20 protein-coding genes and 1 riboswitch are annotated in these 20735 nt (G+C 71.9%); of the genes, 9 read left to right on the plus strand and 11 right to left on the minus strand.

The features are described 5' to 3' along the window. Positions 1–274 precede the first annotated feature (274 nt). The gene (locus tag ACS5PV_RS20475; protein ID WP_455397186.1) at positions 275–622 is read left to right on the plus strand and encodes a DUF6481 family protein; all 348 of its coding nucleotides are present in this window, start codon (positions 275–277) and stop codon (positions 620–622) included. A gap of 199 nt (positions 623–821) precedes the next feature. On the opposite strand, the gene ACS5PV_RS20480 is transcribed toward ACS5PV_RS20475, so the two are convergent. Further along, the gene (locus tag ACS5PV_RS20480; RefSeq protein ID WP_455397187.1) at positions 822–1325 is read right to left on the minus strand and encodes a MucR family transcriptional regulator; all 504 of its coding nucleotides are present in this window, start codon (positions 1323–1325) and stop codon (positions 822–824) included. A 509-nt stretch (positions 1326–1834) separates the two neighbouring features. Beyond that, positions 1835–2377 (minus strand): DUF2147 domain-containing protein, encoded by a 543-nt coding sequence (locus tag ACS5PV_RS20485; RefSeq protein WP_455397188.1) that lies wholly within the window; start codon positions 2375–2377, stop codon positions 1835–1837. 271 nt (positions 2378–2648) lie between these two features. Here ACS5PV_RS20485 and ACS5PV_RS20490 point away from each other — a divergent pair, with 271 nt between their 5' ends. The 4 genes from ACS5PV_RS20490 (at position 2649) to ACS5PV_RS20505 (ending at position 5393) form a co-directional block, all read left to right on the plus strand. After that, complete coding sequence (locus tag ACS5PV_RS20490) at positions 2649–2786, plus strand: hypothetical protein (protein ID WP_162596083.1); 138 nt, start codon at positions 2649–2651, stop codon at positions 2784–2786. Between the two features lie 164 nt (positions 2787–2950). Continuing rightward, positions 2951–4774 (plus strand): YbaL family putative K(+) efflux transporter, encoded by a 1824-nt coding sequence (ybaL, locus tag ACS5PV_RS20495; protein WP_455397189.1) that lies wholly within the window; start codon positions 2951–2953, stop codon positions 4772–4774. A gap of 92 nt (positions 4775–4866) precedes the next feature. Beyond that, the gene (locus tag ACS5PV_RS20500) at positions 4867–5106 is read left to right on the plus strand and encodes a hypothetical protein (protein WP_455397190.1); all 240 of its coding nucleotides are present in this window, start codon (positions 4867–4869) and stop codon (positions 5104–5106) included. A 74-nt stretch (positions 5107–5180) separates the two neighbouring features. Then, positions 5181–5393, plus strand: a complete 213-nt coding sequence (locus tag ACS5PV_RS20505; RefSeq protein WP_455397191.1) for a hypothetical protein — start codon at positions 5181–5183, stop codon at positions 5391–5393. 137 nt (positions 5394–5530) lie between these two features. Here ACS5PV_RS20505 and thiS read toward each other — a convergent pair whose 3' ends face one another. From thiS to ACS5PV_RS20540, 7 genes are all read right to left on the minus strand, one after another. Then, entirely contained in the window at positions 5531–5743 is a 213-nt protein-coding gene (gene thiS / locus ACS5PV_RS20510) for a sulfur carrier protein ThiS (RefSeq protein WP_455397192.1), read from the minus strand. Continuing rightward, positions 5740–6942 (minus strand): glycine oxidase ThiO, encoded by a 1203-nt coding sequence (gene thiO, locus ACS5PV_RS20515; RefSeq protein WP_455397193.1) that lies wholly within the window; start codon positions 6940–6942, stop codon positions 5740–5742. Before thiO ends, thiS begins: the two co-directional genes overlap by 4 nt. A 66-nt stretch (positions 6943–7008) precedes the next feature. Next, positions 7009–7138: riboswitch (TPP riboswitch) on the minus strand. Positions 7139–7187: 49 nt separating this feature from the next. Then, the gene (locus ACS5PV_RS20520) at positions 7188–8435 is read right to left on the minus strand and encodes an adenylate/guanylate cyclase domain-containing protein (RefSeq protein WP_455397194.1); all 1248 of its coding nucleotides are present in this window, start codon (positions 8433–8435) and stop codon (positions 7188–7190) included. Positions 8436–8637: 202 nt separating this feature from the next. Beyond that, positions 8638–10635, minus strand: a complete 1998-nt coding sequence (gene rpoD / locus ACS5PV_RS20525) for an RNA polymerase sigma factor RpoD (RefSeq protein ID WP_455397195.1) — start codon at positions 10633–10635, stop codon at positions 8638–8640. Positions 10636–10880: 245 nt separating this feature from the next. Then, on the minus strand, positions 10881–12791 hold the full coding sequence (dnaG, locus tag ACS5PV_RS20530; RefSeq protein WP_455397196.1) for a DNA primase: 1911 nt from the start codon (positions 12789–12791) through the stop codon (positions 10881–10883). A gap of 119 nt (positions 12792–12910) precedes the next feature. Beyond that, positions 12911–14992 carry a methyl-accepting chemotaxis protein gene (locus ACS5PV_RS20535; protein ID WP_455397197.1) on the minus strand — a complete coding sequence of 694 codons (2082 nt, stop codon included), beginning with the start codon at positions 14990–14992 and terminating at the stop codon, positions 12911–12913. Positions 14993–15382: 390 nt separating this feature from the next. Beyond that, the gene (locus ACS5PV_RS20540; RefSeq protein ID WP_455397198.1) at positions 15383–15841 is read right to left on the minus strand and encodes a GatB/YqeY domain-containing protein; all 459 of its coding nucleotides are present in this window, start codon (positions 15839–15841) and stop codon (positions 15383–15385) included. 162 nt (positions 15842–16003) lie between these two features. On the opposite strand from ACS5PV_RS20540, the gene carA reads away from it, so the two are divergent. From carA to ACS5PV_RS20560, 4 genes are all read left to right on the plus strand, one after another. Further along, on the plus strand, positions 16004–17218 hold the full coding sequence (gene carA, locus ACS5PV_RS20545; RefSeq protein ID WP_455397279.1) for a glutamine-hydrolyzing carbamoyl-phosphate synthase small subunit: 1215 nt from the start codon (positions 16004–16006) through the stop codon (positions 17216–17218). A 137-nt stretch (positions 17219–17355) separates the two neighbouring features. After that, on the plus strand, positions 17356–17727 hold the full coding sequence (locus ACS5PV_RS20550; protein ID WP_455397199.1) for a hypothetical protein: 372 nt from the start codon (positions 17356–17358) through the stop codon (positions 17725–17727). A 32-nt stretch (positions 17728–17759) separates the two neighbouring features. Further along, positions 17760–18452, plus strand: coding sequence for a class I SAM-dependent methyltransferase (locus ACS5PV_RS20555; RefSeq protein ID WP_455397200.1), 693 nt, complete (start codon positions 17760–17762; stop codon positions 18450–18452). A 128-nt stretch (positions 18453–18580) separates the two neighbouring features. Continuing rightward, positions 18581–19939, plus strand: a complete 1359-nt coding sequence (locus ACS5PV_RS20560) for a flavin monoamine oxidase family protein (RefSeq protein WP_455397201.1) — start codon at positions 18581–18583, stop codon at positions 19937–19939. Positions 19940–19957: 18 nt separating this feature from the next. Here ACS5PV_RS20560 and ACS5PV_RS20565 read toward each other — a convergent pair whose 3' ends face one another. Together ACS5PV_RS20565 and ACS5PV_RS20570 are read right to left on the minus strand one after the other, a co-directional pair. Beyond that, the gene (locus ACS5PV_RS20565; protein WP_455397202.1) at positions 19958–20314 is read right to left on the minus strand and encodes a hypothetical protein; all 357 of its coding nucleotides are present in this window, start codon (positions 20312–20314) and stop codon (positions 19958–19960) included. A 114-nt stretch (positions 20315–20428) separates the two neighbouring features. Further along, complete coding sequence (locus ACS5PV_RS20570; protein ID WP_455397203.1) at positions 20429–20689, minus strand: hypothetical protein; 261 nt, start codon at positions 20687–20689, stop codon at positions 20429–20431. Positions 20690–20735: the final 46 nt, after the last annotated feature.

The following is a 20735-nucleotide window of genomic DNA, read 5'->3' on the forward strand; positions in this document are numbered from 1 at the left end:
TCCGGCGCGAGATCGCCACCGCTCCTCGAACCTGCCGGGGAAACCTTGACAATCCCCTGACCCGAGGTCGCGGTTTTACCCCGATCGGACGAGGTTCCACCGCTCACTTCGGTGCCCGCGGCGTCTTTGGCTTTGAAACCGGACGCCGTCGGCGCTAGAGCACGTGCGACGGCTCCTCGCCCGTGAAGCGGGAACCGACCAGACCACCACGGATCCCGGCGCGACTCCCCCCAGACGGGCGCGCCTTCGCACGCAGGACGACGAGACGAACACGATGGCCGGCTTCAAGGACCAGAACTTCAACGATCGGCGGAATACGTCCGCGGACGCGAAGAAGGCCCTGCTGGAGAAGTTCCGGGCCAAGCCCGCCGCCGACGATCCGGAGGTCCAGGCCCGCCTCGCGGAGCGCCAGAAGATCGCCGAGGCCCGCGCCGCCCGCACCGCGGAGCGCGAAGCCGCCAAGCAGGCCGAGGCCGAGCGCCGGGCGGCCGAGGAGGCGGAGGCCAAGGCCCGCGCCGAGCGCGAGGCGGCCGAGGCGGCCGAGCGCGAGGCGGCCCAGGAGATCGAGCGCAAGGCCGCCCGCGACGCCCGCTACGCCGCCCGCAAGGCGCGCCGCAAGTAGGTCGGAGGCGAGACTCGCCTGGACCGGGGCGTCGGTCACCGTCCGGGGACCCGCCTCACCCATCATCAGCCCCCGCCGGGTCCGGCGGGGGTTTTTTCTTGTGTCCGGCGCGTTGCCCCGCGACGCGGGCCGCGGCGGTTGCACGCCCGTCCGCTGCTCGGCGCCGTGGCATTCCCCGAGGAGCGCCGGACCGGTGGCCTCACTCGCCCTTGCGCGGGCGACCCCGGCGGGCCGGCGCCGCCTCGCCCTCGCTCTCGGCATCCTGCCCGGCCGCGAGCCGGGCCGCGGCGGCACGGTCGCGCCGGATCTGCCCGAGGCCGAGGCTCTTGGCGAGCTCGGAGCGCTGGGCGGCGTAGGTCGCGGCGACCATCGGGTAGTCCGGCGGCAGGCCCCACTTCTGACGGTACTGGTCCGGGGTAAGCCCGCGGGTCGTCAGGTGGCGCTTGAGCGACTTGTAGGGCTTGCCGTCCTCCAGACTGATGATGTGATCCGGCGTCACGGTCTTGCGGATCGGCACCGGGGGCGTCGGCTTCTCGGGCTCGGGCGCCGGGGGTGCGGCGACGCGCTCGAGGGAGGCGTGCACGGCGGCGATCAGGCTCGCCAGCTCTCCCATCGGAACCGAGTTCTTCGACACGTAGGCCGACACGATATCGGCCGACAGATTGATCAGTTGCGAGGTCGGCTCCAGCTCGTTCGCGTCCATGGACACCCCCTTTTTTGGATTACTTCTTTGGACATGCCGCCAAAACCCCCGTCAGTCAATGAAAATTTTCTATTCACGAGTAGAGCGAAGGCGGCGACAGCGCCGTACAACCGCTCGCGGTAAAACCGCTGCTTTAAACGCAAGTTCTGATTCCAAGATGGGCGGTTGCAAAAGGAATTTTTGCTCAAAACTTGATCTCACGGTTAGCCCGCGGGGGCGGCGTGAGCCTTTGCCGTCCTTCAGCAACGCCTCGGCAACGCGGCGCGTCACGATCTGAGGCAATCATTACTTGAGGTTGCGAAATTCGCCGGTCACCGGCGGAAAAGGTGGCGGGCCGGAGGCCGGCACGGCATCGGGGCAGCACAATCCTCGATTGCGCTCGCGAGACCGGTACTCAGATAAAAAAAGGCACCTGCCGCGACCGGCAGGTGCCCTGGAGAAACATCGCCCGACGACCGGCTAGCCCGCGGACCGCGTCGCGATCCGGGCGCCGCCCGGGCTGCTGCGCGTCACGGCTTCGGCGCGGCGGCCTTGGGCGCCGCGGCCCACTCCGCGTCCGGGCGCGGGCCGTTCGGGGCGCCGGTGGCGGCGGTGAGCTGGCCGGGGGCAACGTCGTTCACCCGGGTCCAGGTCTGGGAGCCGCACAGGAAGCCCATCAGGCAGCCGCGCACGTTGAGCTCGCCCGGCTCCTCGGTCCAGATCGAGACGTCGTAGAGCTTGCCGTCGTCGGCGTTGTAGATCTGCCCTTCGTAACGGTTATCCGCGTTCGGCTTCAGGCCCATGATGAGCTGGTGGCCGAGCGAGGGGCGGCTGCGCTTCTTGGCGTCGGTGTTCTTGAAGTCGACCCGCGGCTGGCCCTTGTCGTCGTTGGGGGTCTTGAGCCAGACGGCGTAGCCGCAGACCCGGTCGGTGCGGCTCGGGCACTTCTCGATCCGGATGCGGGCCCTTCCGTCCTCGGTCAACCAAGTCCCGCTCGGGTCTTTCGGTGCCGCGAGCGCTGCGCCCGACGACAGGCCGAGGGCCACGAGCGCCCCGGTCAAGACCTTCTTCATACTGTACACCCTCGTCTGGCGGTGCGGTGCGCGCACAAGATCGTCCGTCGCTGATGCCGCATCGCGCGGCCGGACGCCAGTGGCCGGCCCAATGCGTCAGAATCGTGGGCGGTCGATGCGGACATGCTGCCTCACGGCGGGATGTCACATGGCCGTCCGCTCCCGCGGCGAGCTAGAGCAGCGGCGCCGGGCGGCAATCGTCCATCCGGCATGGGCCATTGATATTTTCGACTGCCGCACAGCGGCGTCCCCTCACCGCCAGGGCTGCCGCATGTTCACGACCGAGCTCCTCGTGATGACCTCCGCCACCCTCGGGGCGATCGTCATCGTGCTCGCCGCCCGGCCGGGAGCCAGCCTGCCGCGGCTCCCGCGCGCCGCCGGCGCCGCCCGGCGGCCGTTCGGGCGCTGAGGCAGCGCCTCGCGTCGCGGGCCCGCCGGCGGCGCGGATTTTTTGAGGCGCGCGGGCGCGTTTTGGTGCGGTGCGGCACGGCGGGAACCCGGAAAGGCTGCTAGACTTCGGACTTCAGGTTGCTGCCCCTGCGGCGCCCGACTCCCGAAGGAACTGCCCCGCCCGTGCCGCACGCCTCGGACCTGATCGCCATCATCGCCCTCGGGCTCGTCTTCGCGTTCGTCGGCGGCATGCTCGCGCAGCGGCTGAAGCTCCCGCCGCTGGTCGGCTACCTCCTGGCGGGCGTCGCGGTCGGGCCGCACACGCCGGGCTTCGTCGGCAACGCGGAACTGGCCGGGCAGCTCGCCGAGATCGGCGTGATCCTGCTGATGTTCGGGGTCGGCCTGCACTTCTCGATCGGCGACCTGATGTCGGTGCGCGCCATCGCGCTGCCCGGCGCGGTGGTGCAGATCGCGGTCGCGACCCTGATGGGACTCGCCTTGAGCCTCGCCTGGGGCTGGGGCCTCGGGGCGGGCCTCGTCTTCGGCCTCGCCCTCTCGGTCGCCTCGACGGTGGTGCTGCTGCGGGCGCTGGAGGAGCGCGGCCTGCTCGATTCCGACAAGGGCCGCATCGCCGTCGGCTGGCTCATCGTCGAGGACCTGGCGATGGTGCTGGCCCTCGTCCTGCTGCCGGCGCTCGCCGGGCCGCTCGGCGGCGAGAGCGCGGGCGCGGCGCACGGCATCGCCGGCGACGGCAACATCTGGCTCACCCTCGGGCTCACCCTCGCCAAGGTGGCGGCCTTCGCCGGGCTGATGCTGGCCGGCGGGCGGCGCGCCGTGCCCTGGCTCCTCGACCAGGCCGCGCGCACCGGCTCGCGCGAGCTGTTCACCCTGGCGGTGCTCGCGCTCGCGCTCGGCATCGCCTACGGCTCGGCCGAGTTGTTCGGCGTCTCCTTCGCGCTCGGCGCGTTCTTCGCCGGCATGGTGCTGGCCGAGTCCGATCTCAGCCACCAGGCCGCCGCCGATTCGCTGCCGCTCCAGGACGCCTTCGCGGTCCTGTTCTTCGTCTCGGTCGGCATGCTGTTCGACCCGACGATCCTCCTGCGCGAGCCGCTCGCCGTGCTCGCCACCCTGGCGGTGATCCTGGTCGGCAAGTCGCTCGCGGCGGTGGCGATCGTCCTGGCCTTCCGCCACCCGCTCTCGACGGCGCTCACCATCGCGGCGAGCCTGGCGCAGATCGGCGAGTTCTCGTTCATCCTGGCGAGCCTCGGCATCGGCCTCAAGCTGCTGCCGCCGGAGGGGCGCGACCTGATCCTGGCCGGCTCGCTCCTCTCGATCACCCTCAACCCGCTGATCTTCGCCGGCATGAGCCGCCTGAGCGGCTTCGTCGAGGCGCGGCCGCGCCTCGCCGCCCGGTTCGAGCGCGGGACCGAAGAGATCGCGGTGTCGGCCCACGCCAAGGGCCGCGAGGGCCACGCGGTGGTGATCGGCTACGGCCGGGTCGGCGGCGCGATCGGCAAGGCGCTGGCGGCCTGGGAGCTGCCCTTCGTGGTGGTGGAGCGCGACCGGCGCCGGGTCGAGGAGCTGCGAACTGCCGGCATCGCGGCGGTGTTCGGCGATGCCGGCGCGCCGGGCATCCTCGATGCGGCGGATATCGCGCGGGCGCGCCTGCTCGTGGTGGCGAGCCCGGACGCGCACCAGGCCCGCCGCCTGATCGAGATCGCCCGCGAGGCCAATCCGGGGATTGACACCGTGGTGCGCACCCACAGCGACAGCGAGCGGCGCGCCCTCGAGGAGGAGAGGGTCGGGCTGGTGCTGATGGCCGAGCGCGAGGTCGGCTTCGGCATGGCGCTCTATTCCCTGCGCAGCCTCGGTCTCAGCGAGGGCGAGGCGCGCCTGTTCATCGACACCAGCCGGGCCGAGAGCCGGACCGAGCCCGCGGCGGAGGCCGAGCCCGAGCTCGGCGCCCCGGAGCTGCGACCGCACCGCGAGGCGCCGGCGGAATCGTGACGCGGCTTCATGACCGAATCGCAATCCGCCGGTAAGCGCCGCCTCACGCGGCATCCGCCACTCTCTCCCGGTCCGGCGAGAGGAGTCCGAGGATGCCGCAGATGGAGCGTCCGGCCGAGCTGATGGTGTGGCACGGCACGCGCGCCGCGCCGGGACCGCGGGAATCGCGCCGCTACCCCACCCTGCGCGCCGCCCTCGTGGCGGCCGTCGAGGGCCAGGATCCCGAGGCCCTACCCTGGATCGTGACCGAGGACGGTGCCGTGCTCAGCCCGCACTGGATCGACGACCACGCTCCGCGGAGAGCCGCCCGCCCGGTCAGGCTCTCGGCCTGACGGCTTGCGTCGTTCGGCCGGCTCACGCTCCGCGCGGGCGCGTGCTATTCGTCGCTCGACGAGCACGAATCGCCATGACGAGCCTGCGCAAGACCGCCCCTGCCCGCCCGGCCACGATCGCGGCGTCCACCCACGGCTACGCCGCCGCGGCCGTCCGGCTGCGCCGCGCGGCCAACGACAACCGGCCCCGCTCCGGCCGCCGGCGCGTCCTGACGCTGGTCGCCGGCGCCTGGCTCGCCGTGCTGGTCGCAGCGGCGGTGTCGGTGTGGCGGACCTGGGGTTTCTGACGACAACGCATCGGGAGCGCAGCGCCGCGGCGATCGTGGGGCCTGTCGCGAGCCGCTGCCCTGTCCCCGGACGACTGGAGCGTCGGAGGGGGGAGATCCGGGACAGGGTCGGGGTGAGACCGGCCCGGACGTGTCCCCTACCCCCCCTGCATCGCCCGCACGATCTCGACGCGGTCGCCCTCGGCGAGCGCCGTCGTCGCCCAGTCGCGTTGGCGCACCACCGCGCCGTTGAGCGCGATGGCGAAGCCCTGGGGGCCGGGCAGATCCAGGTCGGCGGTCTCCTGGCGCCACAAGGCGTCGAGGGTGGCGGCCTCGCTATCGCGGGATTCGCCGTTGACGAAGAGCTTCATGCCGTCTCGCTTTGAATGGGATGTCCCGGCGCGAACCGGGCAAGGCCAAAGGGTGCCGCCACCGGCAGCGTCTCACCGCGCAGGATCAGGCCGGCGATGGCCTCGGCGGTGACGGGGGCCAGGAGGTAGCCGTTGCGGTGGTGGCCGGTGGCGAGCACCAGGCCGGGCCGGGCCTCGCCGAGGATCGGGGCGTCGTCGTCGGAGGTCGGGCGAAAGCCGCTCCAGATTCCCGTCACCCGCATCTCCTCCACGCCGGGCAGCGCCCGGCGGGCGCCCTCCAGCAGGGCGAAGAGCCCGCCGCCGGTGAGGTGCGGGTCGAACCCGGTCTCCTCCACGGTGGCGCCGACGATGAGCGTGCCGTCGCCCTTCGGTGCCATATGGACCTGCTCGGTCCAGACCACGTGGGAGAGGACCCCGCTGCGCGGGGTCATCTGCAACGCCATCGACTGGCCCTTGAGCGGGCGGACCGGCAAGGCGAGGTCGGGCACCAGGCTCCCCTCCCCGGCCCAGGCGCCGGAGGCGAGCACGACGGTGCCGGCCTTCACGGAGCCGGCGGAGGTCTCGACGCCGGTGACCCGGCCGCCCTCGCGGGTGAGCGCAGTGACGGTGGTCGCCTCGACGAGGCGCCCGCCGGCCGCGCGAAGCGCCCGGCGCAGGGCGGCCATCGTGCGGGCGGGATCGACCTGGTGGTCGTCGGCGCAAAAGATGCCGGCCGTGACGGTCGGGCGCAGGCCCGGCTCGCGAGCCCGGATGGCGGGGCCGGACAGCCACTCGACGGACAGCCCGTCGCGACGCTGCAAGTCGTAGCGGAAGCGCAGGCGCTCGACCTCGTCGCGGCCGAGCGCGATCACGAGGGTGCCCTCGCGGCGGTAATCGATCGACAGGCCCGATTTAGCCTCCAGCTCGTCGCGGAACGGGTGCCAGAGGCGCTGGCTCTCGAGGCAGAGCGGCGACAGGGCCTCGCCCCCGGGCTCGTGCTCGGCGGCGGCCGCCAGCATGCCGGTGGCCGCGAGGCTGGCGCCGTCCCCGGCTCGGCCGCGCTCGATCGCCGCGACCGCGAGACCGGCGCGCGCCAGGCGCCACGCGACCGACAGGCCGATCAGCCCGGCGCCGATCACCGCCACGTCGACGCGGTCCAGCAGCCGGTCGCTCTCCGGGTCCGGGGTCCCGCCCCGCCGTCCGATCGTCTGCGCCTGCACCCTCGTCTCCACGGTGGCCCGAAGAGAGTGGACTGCGCCCGGTGGCCGGATGATGCGCGAGGGGGCCGAGAGGACCCTGTCCAATCCCTACGCCGGTATGAGCCGGATCAGGTTCGAAGGATTTCCGCGCTGACCGGGCCCGAGGGACGGTCCAGCGGTGTCTCAGCCCCTTGTCGGGGATCTCCCTGGAACATCCGCTATCTGGCGGGGGACGGGCCCGCCGTCAACCACCCTGCAGCCGCTCCTCAGCCGCCTTTGCCCGGACGATAGATCGCCATCTCCTCGGCGAAGCCGTCGAGGGGATGGGTGCCGAGCAGTTCGGGGTCGCCCCACAGGAAGTCGACGAAGGGCTTCGACATCAGCAGCGGCTCGGACAGCACCTTGTTGAGCTTGGCAAGCCGGCTGGCGAGGTTCACGTCGCGACCGATCACCGTGAAATCGAGCCGGGCGCCCGAGCCGACATTGCCGTAGGCCGCCTCGCCGTGGTGAAGCGCGATGCCGACCTCGATACGGGTGGGAAACCGCCCGGCACGGTTCGCGTCCTCGACGCGGCGCAACGCCGCCTGCGCGGCCGAGAGCGCGCCTTGCGCCGCGCCGCCGAGATCGTCGCCGCTCTCGCGGAAGATCGCGAGCAAGCCGTCGCCCATGTATTTCAGCACCTCGCCGCCCTCGCTCTCGATCGGCGGCACCAGGCAGTCGAAGTAGGAATTCAACAGTTCCACCGAGGCCTCTGGCGGCAGCGCGTCCGTGAGGCGGGTGTAGCCGCGCATGTCGGCGAACAGGATCGCCGAGCGGATCCGCTCGACCTGGCCCCGGCGGATGAAGCCGGCGAGGATCGCCTGGTGCGGTCCGTCGCCGACATAGACCCGCAGCACGTGGTCGAGCCGGGCGTTGAGGCCGCGCATCTCCATCACCGCCGACAGGGTCGGCACGATGAAGCGCAGGATCGCTAGGTCGTCGTCGCCGAATCCGCGCGGGTCGCGGGTCGCGAAGGTGACGCCGTTCTTGGTACCGTTGGTGAAGAACAGCGGCACGGTGATGTAGTGGGTGTAGCCCGCCGCCTTGAGCTCCGGGACGATGCTGAAGCGGTCGTCCGGCGTCTCACGCAGGTCGAGGATCAGCCACTCGCCGGTGGCGTAGACGTAGGCGAAAGGGCTGCGGGCGAGCGCCTTCTCGGTCGCCTCGCCGTGCGGGAACAGCCGGAAGCTGACGCCGTCCTCCCGGGTCCAGAACCGGCCGACGCCGGAATAGTCCGAGTGCAGCGCGTCGATGGCGGTGGTGGCGCGGTCGACCGGCACGCCGAGGTCATTCAGCCGCTCGGCCATGCCGGCGAGGAGGTCGCCGGATTCAGGCAGCCTTGCGCCCTCGCTGAGCAGCCAGTCGCGCAACGCCACGCATTCGCGGAACAGGCCGATCGGGATGTCGCTCGCCTCCGACCCGTCCGCCGCGGCCGTGGGCGTCGGAGCGGAGTTGGGGCGAGGCTGGTCGTGCATGGCTCTGACATGGGCGCTGCCGGACGAAACGGCAAGGCTTGGCAGGAAGGGGCGGCCCGACGTCGTCGGGCTCCGGTCAGGCGGGACTTCTTCCTGACGCTGCACCATTCTCCCGCCCATCCCGGGGCTCGACGAAGTCGAGAACCCGGGACGAGGCGGAGGGCTGCCGAAGCCGGAAGCCTGACTCCGGCGAGGGAACGTCCTAGTTGTCGAGGAAGCTGCGCAGCTTCCGCGACCGGCTCGGATGCTTGAGCTTGCGCAGGGCCTTGGCCTCGATCTGGCGGATGCGCTCGCGGGTCACCGAGAATTGCTGGCCGACCTCCTCGAGGGTGTGGTCGGTGTTCATGCCGATGCCGAAGCGCATGCGCAGCACGCGCTCCTCGCGGGGGGTGAGCGAGGCCAGCACCCGGGTGGTGGTCTCGCGCAGGTTCGACTGGATCGCCGCGTCGATCGGCAGGACGACGTTCTTGTCCTCGATGAAGTCGCCGAGGTGCGAATCCTCCTCGTCGCCGATCGGGGTTTCGAGCGAGATCGGCTCCTTGGCGATCTTGAGGACCTTGCGCACCTTCTCCAGCGGCATCGCCAGCTTCTCGGCCAGCTCCTCCGGGGTCGGCTCGCGGCCGATCTCGTGCAGCATCTGGCGCGAGGTCCGGACGATCTTGTTGATCGTCTCGATCATGTGCACCGGGATGCGGATCGTGCGGGCCTGGTCGGCGATCGAGCGGGTGATCGCCTGCCGGATCCACCAGGTCGCGTAGGTCGAGAACTTGTAGCCGCGGCGGTACTCGAACTTGTCGACCGCCTTCATCAGGCCGATGTTGCCCTCCTGGATCAGGTCCAGGAATTGCAGGCCACGGTTGGTGTACTTCTTGGCGATCGAGATCACCAGCCGCAGGTTGGCCTCGATCATCTCCTTCTTGGCCTGGCGGGCTTCGCGCTCGCCCTTCTGGACCATGTGGACGATCTTCCGGTACTCCTGGATCTCCAGGCCAGTCTCGGAAGCGAGCGAGATGATCTGCTCGCGCAGCGTCAGGATGTTGACGGCGCCGCGCTCGGTGAAGTTCTTCCAGCCCTTGCCGCCGAGCTTGGCCACCCGCTCGACCCAGTGCGGATCGAGCTCGTAGCCCTGGTAGTGGCGCAGGAACTCGTCGCGGGCGACGCCGTGGTTCTCGGCGAGCCGCATCAGGCGGCCCTCGTGCGAGATCAGCCGCTTGTTGATGTCGTAGAGCTGCTCGACCAGCGCCTCGATGCGGTTCGAGTTCAGCGACAGCGACTTCACGTCGGCGACGACGGTGTTCTTCAGCTCGGAGTAGCGCTGCCCTTGCGACTCGGAGGCCGCCGCGCCCTTCAGCCGGGTCTCGGCCTGCTCGGCCTGGACCTTGCGCAGCTTGCGGTAGTTCTCGGCGATCGCGTCGAAGGTCTCGAGCACGCGCGGCTTCAGCTCGGCTTCCATCGCCGAGAGCGACACATTGTTCTCGAGGTCGTCCTCGTCGCCCTCGCCCTCCGGCGGGGTCTCGCCCTCGGATTCCTCGTCGCCCTCACCCTCGACCTCGCCCTCGGCGGGGCCGGCGCGGCCGTCGGGGCCGGCATAGGTGGCTTCGAGATCGATGATGTCGCGGAGCAGCACCCGGCCGTCGACGAGCTCGTCGCGCCAGATGATGATCGCCTGGAAGGTCAGCGGGCTCTCGCACAGGCCGGCGATCATCGCCTCGCGCCCGGCCTCGATGCGCTTGGCGATCGCGATCTCGCCCTCGCGGGAGAGAAGCTCGACCGAGCCCATCTCGCGCAGGTACATCCGGACCGGGTCGTCGGTCCGGTCGGTCGGCTCCTTGGCGGTCTCGGCGCGGAGCGCGACGGGGCGCGCGGCGGCGACCTCGGCCACCTCGCCGCCCTCGCTCGCCTCTTCCTCCTCGGCGGCCTCCTGCGGCGCGGCCTCGCCCTGCTGCTCGTCGGCCTCCTCGGCCTCGACGACGTTGACGCCGAGCTCGGAGAGCTGGCCCAGCACGTCCTCGATCTGCTCGGAGGTGAACTCCTCCTGAGGCAGCACCTCGTTCAGCTCGTCGTAGGTGACGTAGCCGCGCTTCTTGGCGAGCTTGATCATCCGCTTGACGGAGGCATCCGTCAGGTCGAGGAGCGGGCCGTCGGTCTGCTGCTCGGGGGCCGCCTCGGTCTCGTCTCGTTCCGTTGCCTTCGTCGCCATGCTCAGCCTATGCTTCCCGGTGTCGGCAGTGCCCAGGCGGGGGAGGCTCCCGCCGTGCCGGCACCGTGATGTCTCGTCGGACGGCCCACGAGCCGCCCCAGGATCTCACGCAAATGTGCAAGCCAATCGATCGACTTGCCGTTAACTAGTCCGGACGAAAGCCGCAAGCCGTGCTTCGCCCCGAGTTGCGCACTTCGCCCAAGTCGCGCGCCTCTCGCGCGCTTCGCCCAAGTTCCGCGCGGCGTTCAGGGCGACTCCGTCTCTTCGGTCGCCTCGGCCTCGGCCTCGGCGCCCGCCACGACGGAGAGGCGGGTCTTCACGTCGCGCAGCCAGGCGAAGTTGGCCTCCGTTTCCTCTTCCGCCAGGGCGCGCTCGGCCGCCCGAAGTTCGCTATGTAGCGTTCCAGCCTTGCGGTGCAAGATCACGGCCTGCCTGAGCGCGTCCTCCAGCCGCATCGGATCGGCGTGCGGATCGAGCACCCAGCGGTCTCCGGGCCGCACCAGGCCGGCGATCCGGCCCGCCGCCGCCGTGAGCCCGGCCCGCTCCAGCCGCGCGTCGAGGAGCGCGGCCTCGCCCGCCCCGCCCTCCGCCGCGAGATCGAGGAGCGCGCCGCGCAACGCGCGCGCATCCGCCCCCTCGAACTCGACCTCGGCCAGTTCCTCGGCCTCGCGGGCGAGCAGTTCGGGATGGACGAGGAGCGCCGCGACGATCAGGGCCTCGCGCGAGGACGAGCCGCCGGAGAACAGCGACGAGCGGGCGAGCAGCGGGCTCGCCCGGGCGGTGAGCCGCGGCGAGACGGGGGCCGGCGGCAGCCCGCGCCCGCGCGGCACGAAGGGCGCGCGCTCGCGGAACGTCCGGTCGCCCCCGCCCTCCCGGCGGGCGCCGCCGCTCGGGCTCAAGCTCCGCAGCCGCGCCTCGATCTCGTCGCGGTAGTAGCGCTTCAGGGTCTCGTCGCGGATGCCGTTGACGATCTCGCGCAGGCGCTGGGCGAGGCCGGCCCGGCGCTCCGGCGTGTCGACCGGGCTCATCTCGGTCTCGCGCGACCACAGCACGTCGACCAGCGGCCTCGCGCCGTCGAGCACCCGGTCGATGGCGCCGGCCCCGCCGGTGCGCAAGAGGTCGTCCGGGTCCTGGCCCTCCGGCATCAGGGCGAAGCGCAGCGACTTCCCGGGCTGGAGCGCCGGCAGCGCCACGTCGAGGGCGCGGTAGGCGGCGCGCCGGCCGGCGCCGTCGCCGTCGAAGCACAGGATCGGCTCGTCGGCCATGCGCCAGAGCAGGGCGAGCTGGTCCTCCGTCAGCGCCGTGCCGAGCGAGGCCACCACCTCCGGGTGCCCGGCGAGCGTCATCGCGATGGCGTCGACGTAGCCCTCGACCGCGATCACCCGGCCGGTGTCGTGCGCGCTCTTTCGCGCGGCGTGATGGTTGTAGAGCATCCGCCCCTTGTGGAAGAGCGGCGTCTCGGAGGAATTGAGGTACTTCGGCTTGGCGTCCGGGCTCATGCCGCGGCCGCCGAAGGCGACCACCCGGCCGCGCACGTCGCGGATCGGGAAGATCACCCGATCGCGAAACCGGTCGAACGGCACCTTGATGTCGTCGCCGGTGGTGAGAAGGTTCAGCTCCACCATTAGCTCGGCCGGCACGTCGCGGGCGGCGAGGTGGTCGCGCAATGCGTAGCGCTCGGGCGGGGCGTAGCCGAGGCGGAAGGTGCGGCGGATCTCGCCGTCGAGCCCGCGGCCGGCGAGGTAGTCGCGGGCGCGCGCCCCGGCGCGGCCGGCGAGCTGCTCCTCGAAGAAGACGCAAGCCAGTTCCATCACCTCGAGCGCGCCGCGCCGGCGCGTCTCGCTCTCGCGCGAGGCCTCGCTCGGCGCCGGCAGCGCCACCCCGGCCTCGTTGGCCAGCCGCTCCACGGCTTCCGGGAACGAGACCCCTTCGGTCTCCATCACGAAGGTGAAGATGTCGCCGTGCTTGCCCGAGGAGAAGCAGTGATAGAACTGCTTCTGGTCGTTGACGTAGAACGACGGCGACTTCTCGGCGTTGAAGGGCGACAGGCCGCGCCATTCCCGCCCCGCCTTCTTGAGGCGCACGCGCCGGCCGACGACCTCGGAGGCCGGCAGGCGGGAGCGGATCTCTTCGAGCAGGTGGGGGGGAAAGCGCACGGTCGGGTCCGTTCGAGGGATCTGCCTTGTAGCGCGTCTTGGTCAGCAGAGTCCTAACGGCTCGAAGGACCGGTCGCGGGGGCGGCCGGTCCCTCGGTTGGCGGGTGCCGGTGCGGGCGTCAGGCCGCCCGCACGGTGGCGAGGAAGCGCTTCACCTCGGCCGAGAGCTGCTCGGATTGCCGCGACAGCTCGGAGGAGGCCGCCAGCACCTGCGTCGCCGCCGCCCCCGTCTCCTCGGCCGCACCCGCCACGGCGGTGATCGTGTGCGTCACCTCCGTGGTGCCCGAGGCCGCCTCGGCGACGTTGCGCACGATCTCCTGGGTCGCCGCGCCCTGCTCCTCGACCGCCGCGGCGATGCCCACCGATGTGCGGCTGATCTCGGCGATCCGCCCGGTGATCGCCTCGATCGCCGTGACCGCGTCGCCGGTCTTGCCCTGGATCCGGCCGATCTGGCCGGTGATCTCCTCGGTGGCCTTCGCGGTCTGGCCGGCCAGTTCCTTCACCTCGGCGGCGACCACCGCAAAGCCGCGGCCGGCGGCACCCGCGCGGGCCGCCTCGATGGTGGCGTTGAGCGCGAGCAGGTTGGTCTGGGAGGCGATCGAGGAGATCAGCCCGACGACGTCGCCGATGCGCGACACCGCCTCACTCAGTTCGCGCATGTGGCCGGCGGTACCGGCGGCCTCGTCGACGGCGGCGCGGGCGAGCGCGGCCGAGCCCGAGACCTGGCGCCCGATCTCGTGGACCGAGGCGCCGAGCTCTTCCGCCGCGGCCGCGACCGTGCCGACATTCTCGGCGGTCTGGCCGGCGGCGGCGGCGACGGCGGTGGAGCGGCCGGCGGTCCGGGTCGCGCCGTCCGTCATCACGGCGGCGGTCGCCTGGAGCTCGGTGGCCGAGGCCGCGACCTGGCCGACGATGCCGCCGACGGCGTGCTCGAAGGCGTCGGCCATCTGGCGCATGCCGGCCCGGCGCTGCTCCTCGGCGGAGGCGCGGGCGAGCGCGGTCTCGTCCTCCAGCGCCCGGGTGCGGATCAGGTTGTCGCGAAACACCTGCACGGTCGCGGCCATCGCGCCGATCTCGTCGCGGCGCCCTTGCGCCGGCACCGTCACGGTCACGTCGCCCTCGGCCAGGGCCTGCATCGCCTGCGTCATGCGCCGGATCGGCGCGGCGATGCGATAATGCCCCACCGCGCAGCTCAGGGCCACGAGCAGGAGCGCCGCCCCGAACAGCGCCGCGTTGGCGATGAGCCGCCCCTGCGCCGCCGCGGCCGCGGCGTCCGCCGCCTGCACGCCGACGGCCAGGGCCTCGTTCGCCACCGCAACGATGGTGTTGAGCTTCGGGGTGACGAATTTCTGCCACTCGGGCAGGGCCATGGCGGGCTCGGCGCCGGGGGCGAAGGCGCGCAGGTTGCGCTGGATCGTCGCCGTCACCTCGGGCGTGAAGTAGGCGCCTTGCGCCGCCGTCACCGCCTCGGCGATGCGGGGCGGCAGGTCGGCCGTCGCGGCCTCGACGAGCTTCCACGTCGCCTCGTAGCGGCCGCGCAGCACCTGCACCGCCTCGGCCTGCTCGGGCGTGAGCGGCTTCTGGCTCGACAGGACGGTGTTGACCACCACGGCGAGCGAGCCGGCGGTGGCCCGGGTCGCCCAGGCATTGTTCTTGACGCCGGTCAGCACCCGGGTCTCCGGGTCGAGATGGCCCATCTGCCGCGCCAGCGCGGCCGAGACCCGCTCCAGCCGCGCCAGGACCGCGTCGCCGGTCTGGAGCACCCGCGGCGCGAGCGCCTTGTCGCGGGCGCCGACATCGAGGCCGTAGGCCGCGTCGGCCACGCCGCGCAGGGCAAGCTGGTCGCGATAGGCGGCCTCCAGGTCCTTCAGCGTTTCGGTCAGACCCGGCACGTCGAGGTCGGCCGGCGCGGCGAGGAGTGCCTTGATCGCCCCGTCGACGCGGCCGCGATGGCCGTCGATGAGCTTGCGCATCGCCGCCGCCTGCTCGCCCGACAGGCTCAAGGTCGCGGCGGTGTCGCCGCGTTCGGAGCGGAAGACCTGCATCGCCTCGAGGATGCGCTGGTCGAGCTTCGCTGCGGCGGCGACGGTCACGGCGTCGCGGTGGCCGTTCCAGGCCTTGACCACCCCGTCGAGCGTCATGGCGCCGACGATCGCGCCGAGCGCGAGCGCAATCCCGAGCACCAGGGCCCGGATGGACAACAACGACCTCACCGCACACTCCCCGATACCGGATATCGCCGAGACTCCAGTCGCCGGCCGGCCGAGGAAACAGGATTTATCCTAACGAAAGCCTAATCATCATAAGTGATCGCGCGGGGACGAAAGTGCTCGTGAATGGGTTCCAGACAGTGTCGTCACCGCCTCAAACTTCGCACGACAATAGGATAAAGATCTCTTTGTAAGACCCTGCGGCAGCGCACCGGCACCGATCAGGCGGCGTGGCGGGCAGCGGAGCCCGGGACCATGCCTGGGCGGGCCGGGCTCCCCTGCCGTCATCCCCTCGCTCGGCGCAGCCGGCTCGAACGGGCGCCGAGGGGGTGCGGGGTCCCGGCGTCACGTCCGCAGGAGACGACCCCGCCGCGCCCCGGATCAGGCCTGCGCCAGCATCCCCTTCACCAGGCCGCTCGCCTTGGCGAAGTCCATCCGGCCGGCATACTGCCCCTTCAGCGCGGCGATGACCTTGCCCATGTCCTTCGGCGAGGCGGCGCCGGTCTCCGCGATGGCAGCCTGGATCGCCGCGCGGGTCTCGTCCTCGTCCATCTGCTGGGGCAGGAACGTGGCGATGATCGCGGCCTCGGCGCGCTCGCCTTCCGCGAGCTCGGGCCGGCCGCCCTGGTCGTAGACCGTCGCGGACTCGTTGCGCTGCTTGATCATCTTTTGGAGCAGGGAGAAGATCTCCTCCTCGCCCAGGGGCTCCTTGCCGAGGCCGCGGGCCTCGATGTCCTTGTCCTTGAGGGCGGCCTGGATCAGCCGGACGGTGGCGAGCTTCGCCTTGTCGCCGGCCTTCATGGCCTCCTTCATCTCGGCGGTGAGGCGCTGGCGCAGCATGCCGGTCTCCTGGTGTTGTCGTGTGTTACAAGGCACTTGAAAGGCGGGGCACTTGAGGGGATACCGGGGCACCCCCAGATTGACCGGGTCGCCGCCGGCCTCGTAAACAGCCGGCCGCGCCCGTCGGCCATGCCCGGCCGCGACATAAGCGAGATCACGATGATGCTGCAAGACGACGCGGCCGCCCCCGCGCAACCCGAAGGCTGGGCCGAGCCCGTCGCGACCGCCCTGCTGGTGCTCGCCGACGGCACGGTCCTGGAGGGTTTCGGCATCGGCGCCACCGGCGAGGCCGCCGGCGAGGTCTGCTTCAACACCGCGATGACCGGCTACCAGGAGATCCTCACGGATCCGTCCTATGCCGGGCAGATCGTCACCTTCACCTTCCCCCACATCGGCAATGTCGGCACCAACGACGAGGACCTGGAGAGCCTCGACGCGGCCCCGGCCTCCGGCGTGCGCGGCGCGGTGATCGCGTCCGCCGTCACCAACCCCTCGAACTGGCGCTCCTCGCGCCACCTCGACGGCTGGCTCAAGGCCCGCGGCATCGTCGGCATCACCGGCGTCGATACCCGCGCGCTCACCGCGCTCATCCGCGACCGCGGCATGCCGAACGCGATCCTGGCGAACGACCCGGACGGGCGCTTCGACCGCGAGGCGCTGAAGGCCAAGGCCGCCGCGCTGCCGCCGATGGAAGGCCTCGACCTCGTGCCGCCGGTGACGAGCAAGGCCTCCACCACCTGGGGCGAGACCTCCTGGCAGCACCCCGCCGGCTACGGCAGCCGGGCGGCTGGCGAGGGTTTGAGGGTCGTGGCGATCGATTACGGCGTGAAGCGCAACATCCTGCGGCTTCTCGCCAAGGCGGGCTGCGACGTCACCGTCGTGCCGGCGACCGCGAGCGCCGACGAGGTGCTGGCGCTCAAGCCCGACGGCGTCTTCCTGTCGAACGGCCCGGGCGACCCGGCGGCGACCGGCGAGTACGCCGTGCCGGTGATCCGCGCCCTCCTCGACAAGAAAGTCCCGACCTTCGGCATCTGCCTCGGCCACCAGCTGATGGGCCTCGCGCTCGGCGGCCGCACGGTGAAGATGAGCCAGGGCCATCACGGCGCCAACCACCCGGTGAAGGACCACACCACCGGCAAGGTCGAGATCGTCTCGATGAACCACGGCTTCGCGGTGGACCCGAAGAGCCTGCCGGAGAACGCGGTCGAGACCCACGTCTCGCTGTTCGACGGCTCGAATTGCGGCCTGTCGCTCACCGACCGCCCGGCCTTCTCGGTCCAGCACCATCCGGAGGCCTCGCCGGGCCCGCAGGACAGCCACTACCTGTTCGACCGTTTCGTCAGCCTCATGCGCGAGACGAAAGGCAGCAACGCATAGCTCGGAAAAAGGTTGCGCCCGGTTCCGGTCGCAGCCACAAAAAACCCGAACTCGCGGCCGATTCTCCCGGCCGTCCACCGCCCTGGAGCGACGACGATGAACGATCGTCGCGGGGCCGCGAATTCGGGGCTTGCCCAGTGACCGACCACGCCGCGACCGACAGCTTCTCGCGCCTGCACCGCACCTTCACCACCCATCTCGGCATTGCCGTCGGGCTGGCCTGGGTGACCACGCTGGCCGCCGCCACCCAGGCGCCGTGGGTGCGCAACATCCGCGCGCTGATGGACCCGATGGCGAGCCGCGTCGAGAGCACCTGGTCGTTCCTGTTCGCGATGCCGGTGGTGCTGACGCTGGCCTGGCTCGGCGCCGTCTACGGCCGCGAGACCCTGCGCGACCTGCGCGCCCTGCCGAACGACGCCGCCGAGTTCGCGCTCGCCGGCGCGGTCGCCTTCGCGGTGTTCTATCTCTCGATCGACCGGGCGATCTCGGTCCTGTTCATCGGCGGCTGACGCCGCCCCACGCCGTGCGGGAGAGGATCGACGTGGTCTCCTCCTGGCGCGAGTTCTGGGACCGCGATACGCCGATCTACGTCAACGCGCGCCACAAGGCCCGGCACTATGCCGGGCTCGCGCAGGAAATCGCCGCCCTGGTGCCGCATCCGGGCGCGGTCGTCCTCGACCACGGCTGCGGCGAAGCCCTGTCCGCCGACCACGTCGCGAGGAGTTGCGGCCGGCTCCTCCTCTGCGACGCCTCCCCGCGCCAGCGCGACGCCCTCGCCCGCCGCTTCCGTGACGAGCCGACGATCACCGTCCTGTCGCCCGATGAGGTCGCGGCGCTGCCCGGGGCAAGCCTCGATCTCGTGGTGGCGAATTCCCTGGCGCAGTATCTCACAACAGCCGAGCTCGACGCCTGCCTGCGCGACTGGCACCGCCTGTTGCGGCCGGGCGGTCGCCTGATCCTCGCCGACGTGATCCCGCCGCAGCTCGGCGCCGTCGCGGACGCGACCGCCCTCCTCGCCTTCGCCCGGCGCGACGGCTTTTTGCTGGCGGCGTTGCTCGGCCTCGCCCGCACCCTGGTCTCGGATTACCGCACCCTGCGCCGGAATCTCGGGCTCGCGCGCTACGGCGAGGCCGAGATGCTCGCTCGGCTCGAAGCCGCCGGCTTCGCGGCGGAGCGGATGCCGCGAAACCTCGGGCACAACCAGGGGCGGATGGCGTTCGTCGGGCGGGCGTGAGACTGGAATGCCGTACGTCGGACGAGAGCTGAGTCGAACAAGCGGGCGATATTTCGCCGCGCAAGCCTTGCCGATGCCCCGCCTTCACCGAGTTGAGGAGCCATAGAGCTTACAGACGGAGAACCGGGATGACGCTGTCGCGTCGCTCCCTGCTGGCCGGGGCGGCCATCCTCGCCGCGTCGTCCAAGGCCCGCGCCGCGGCGGATGCCGACGTCGCGGTGATCGGCGCGGGGGCCGCCGGGCTCGCCGCCGCGGCGGCGATCCGCAAGAGCGGCCACAGCGTCGTGGTGCTGGAGGCGCGCAACCGCATCGGCGGGCGGGCCTTCACTGAGACGGCGCTCGGGCCGGGCCGCAGCTTCGATGCCGGCGGGCAATACGTGCACTGGGCCGAGCGCAACCCGTGGCGCGAGATCGCGCTGGCAGCCAAGGTGCGCACCAGCGACGACGCCACCAGCCCCTGGCCGGTGCTGGTAAAGGACGGCGTCCGGGCGAGCGAGGCCGAGCGGCGCCAGCGCCGGTCGGGCTTCGGCCGGGTGAGCGCGCTCCTCGACCATCCGGCCGGGCCGGATCGCTCGGTGGCGCAGGCCGTGGCCGGCGAGGACGAGGCGGCGCGGGCCGCCGCCACCGGGCTCACCCGCCTCACCCTCGGCGAGGAGCCGGACCGGGTCTCGACTGCCGATTACGACCAGCTCTGGTCCAGCGACGACATCTGGGTCGACGGCTACGGTGCCCTGGTGGCCGGCCACTACGCCGACCTGCCGGTGCGGCTCGACACGCCCGTGACGGCGATCGACTGGCGCGGCCAGGGCGTCGCTCTCGAGACGCCCCGCGGAACCCTGCGGGCGGCCTGCGCCGTCGTGACGGTACCGGTCGGCGTGCTGGCCGCAGGCTCGCTTCGCTTCACCCCCGACCTGCCGGCGGCGATGGCGGACGCCGTGGCGGGGCTGACGATGGGCGCCTACACCAAGATCGGGCTCGCCCTCGATCTCGCCAAGCTGCGAACCCAAGACCTGCGAACCCAAGATCTGCGAACCCAAGACCTGGGGGCGCAGGACCTGCGCGACGCCGTGATCCTGAGAAGCGGCACGCCCGGCCTCACCGCCTACCTGGAGATGCAGCCGTTCGGGAAGCCGCTGGCGGTGCTCCATTGCGGCGGCGACGGCGCCCGCGCCCTGTGCGAGGCCGGCGAGGCGGCGGCGCTCGCGGCGGCCACCGACCACCTCGCGAGCGTGTTCGGCGGCGACATCCGCCCGGCCATCACCGCCGGCCGCCTCGCCGCCTGGTGGACGGATCCGTTCTCCCGCGGCAGCTACTCGATCGCCCGGCCCGGGCACCTCGCCGCCCGCGAGGCCCTGCACGTGCCGGTGGCCGAGCGGATCTACTTCGCCGGCGAGGCCGCCGCGGGCGGGGGCGCGATGACGGTGGGCGGGGCGACGCTCGACGGCGAGCGGGCGGCGCGGGACGTGCTCAGGCGGCTCGGGTCGTGAGGATCCGGGTGTTGGGGATCAGTGCAGCGTCAGCCGCGGCCCGTCCGCAGGCTGGCGCTCCCAGGCCTGGACCAGGCTGCCGGCGATCCCGCCGTCGCTCAGGCGGCTGCTGAGATCGCAGAAGACCTGCTCGCTCACCGCGAAGTCGGTCGCCATCTGGGCGTCGTCCGGCTCCTCGTCGGTGGAGGCGGTGAAGCGGTCGAAGGCGGCGGACATCTCGGCGAAGGCGAAAGCGACCGGCATGGTGCGGAACACCGTGGCCCCGTCGGCCTCGATGTCGCCGGTGTCGAGGTCGCGCATCCGCACGACGTAGCCGTCGGCATGCTCGACGATCTCGTACTGCCAGTGCCGGCCCTCGCAGGCTGCCAGGATCATCGCGCCCTCCCTCTCGGCTCGGGGAGCGAATGCCGGGGAGGGCGTGAGAGTTCCGGCGGGGCGGCTGCCCGACGGGCGATTCGGCCCGGATCTCGACCGCGGGAGGCGTGCGACTCAGCGTCCGGTGTAGCCCGCCTCGAAGGCGGCGCGGCCGCTCACCCGCAGCGAGGTGCCGTTGCCGAGATCGACGAAGCCCGGGGCCGGAATCCGCGCGGCCGCCGGCGGCGCCTCGCGGCATTCGGGCCGGTCGGGCAGGCGCACGCCGGGCGGGGCGTCCTGCGGGCACAGGCGAGGCCTGGAGGCGGCACGCTCGCCGGCGGCGGCCGGCAGGGTGGCGGCCGCGAGGACGAGGGCGGCGAGGAGGCGGGCGGTCACGGGGGGGGTTCAGGCTCCAGGACGGGATCCAGCGCCAGGATAGCGC

The organism is Methylobacterium sp. Gmos1 (genome assembly GCF_053764715.1).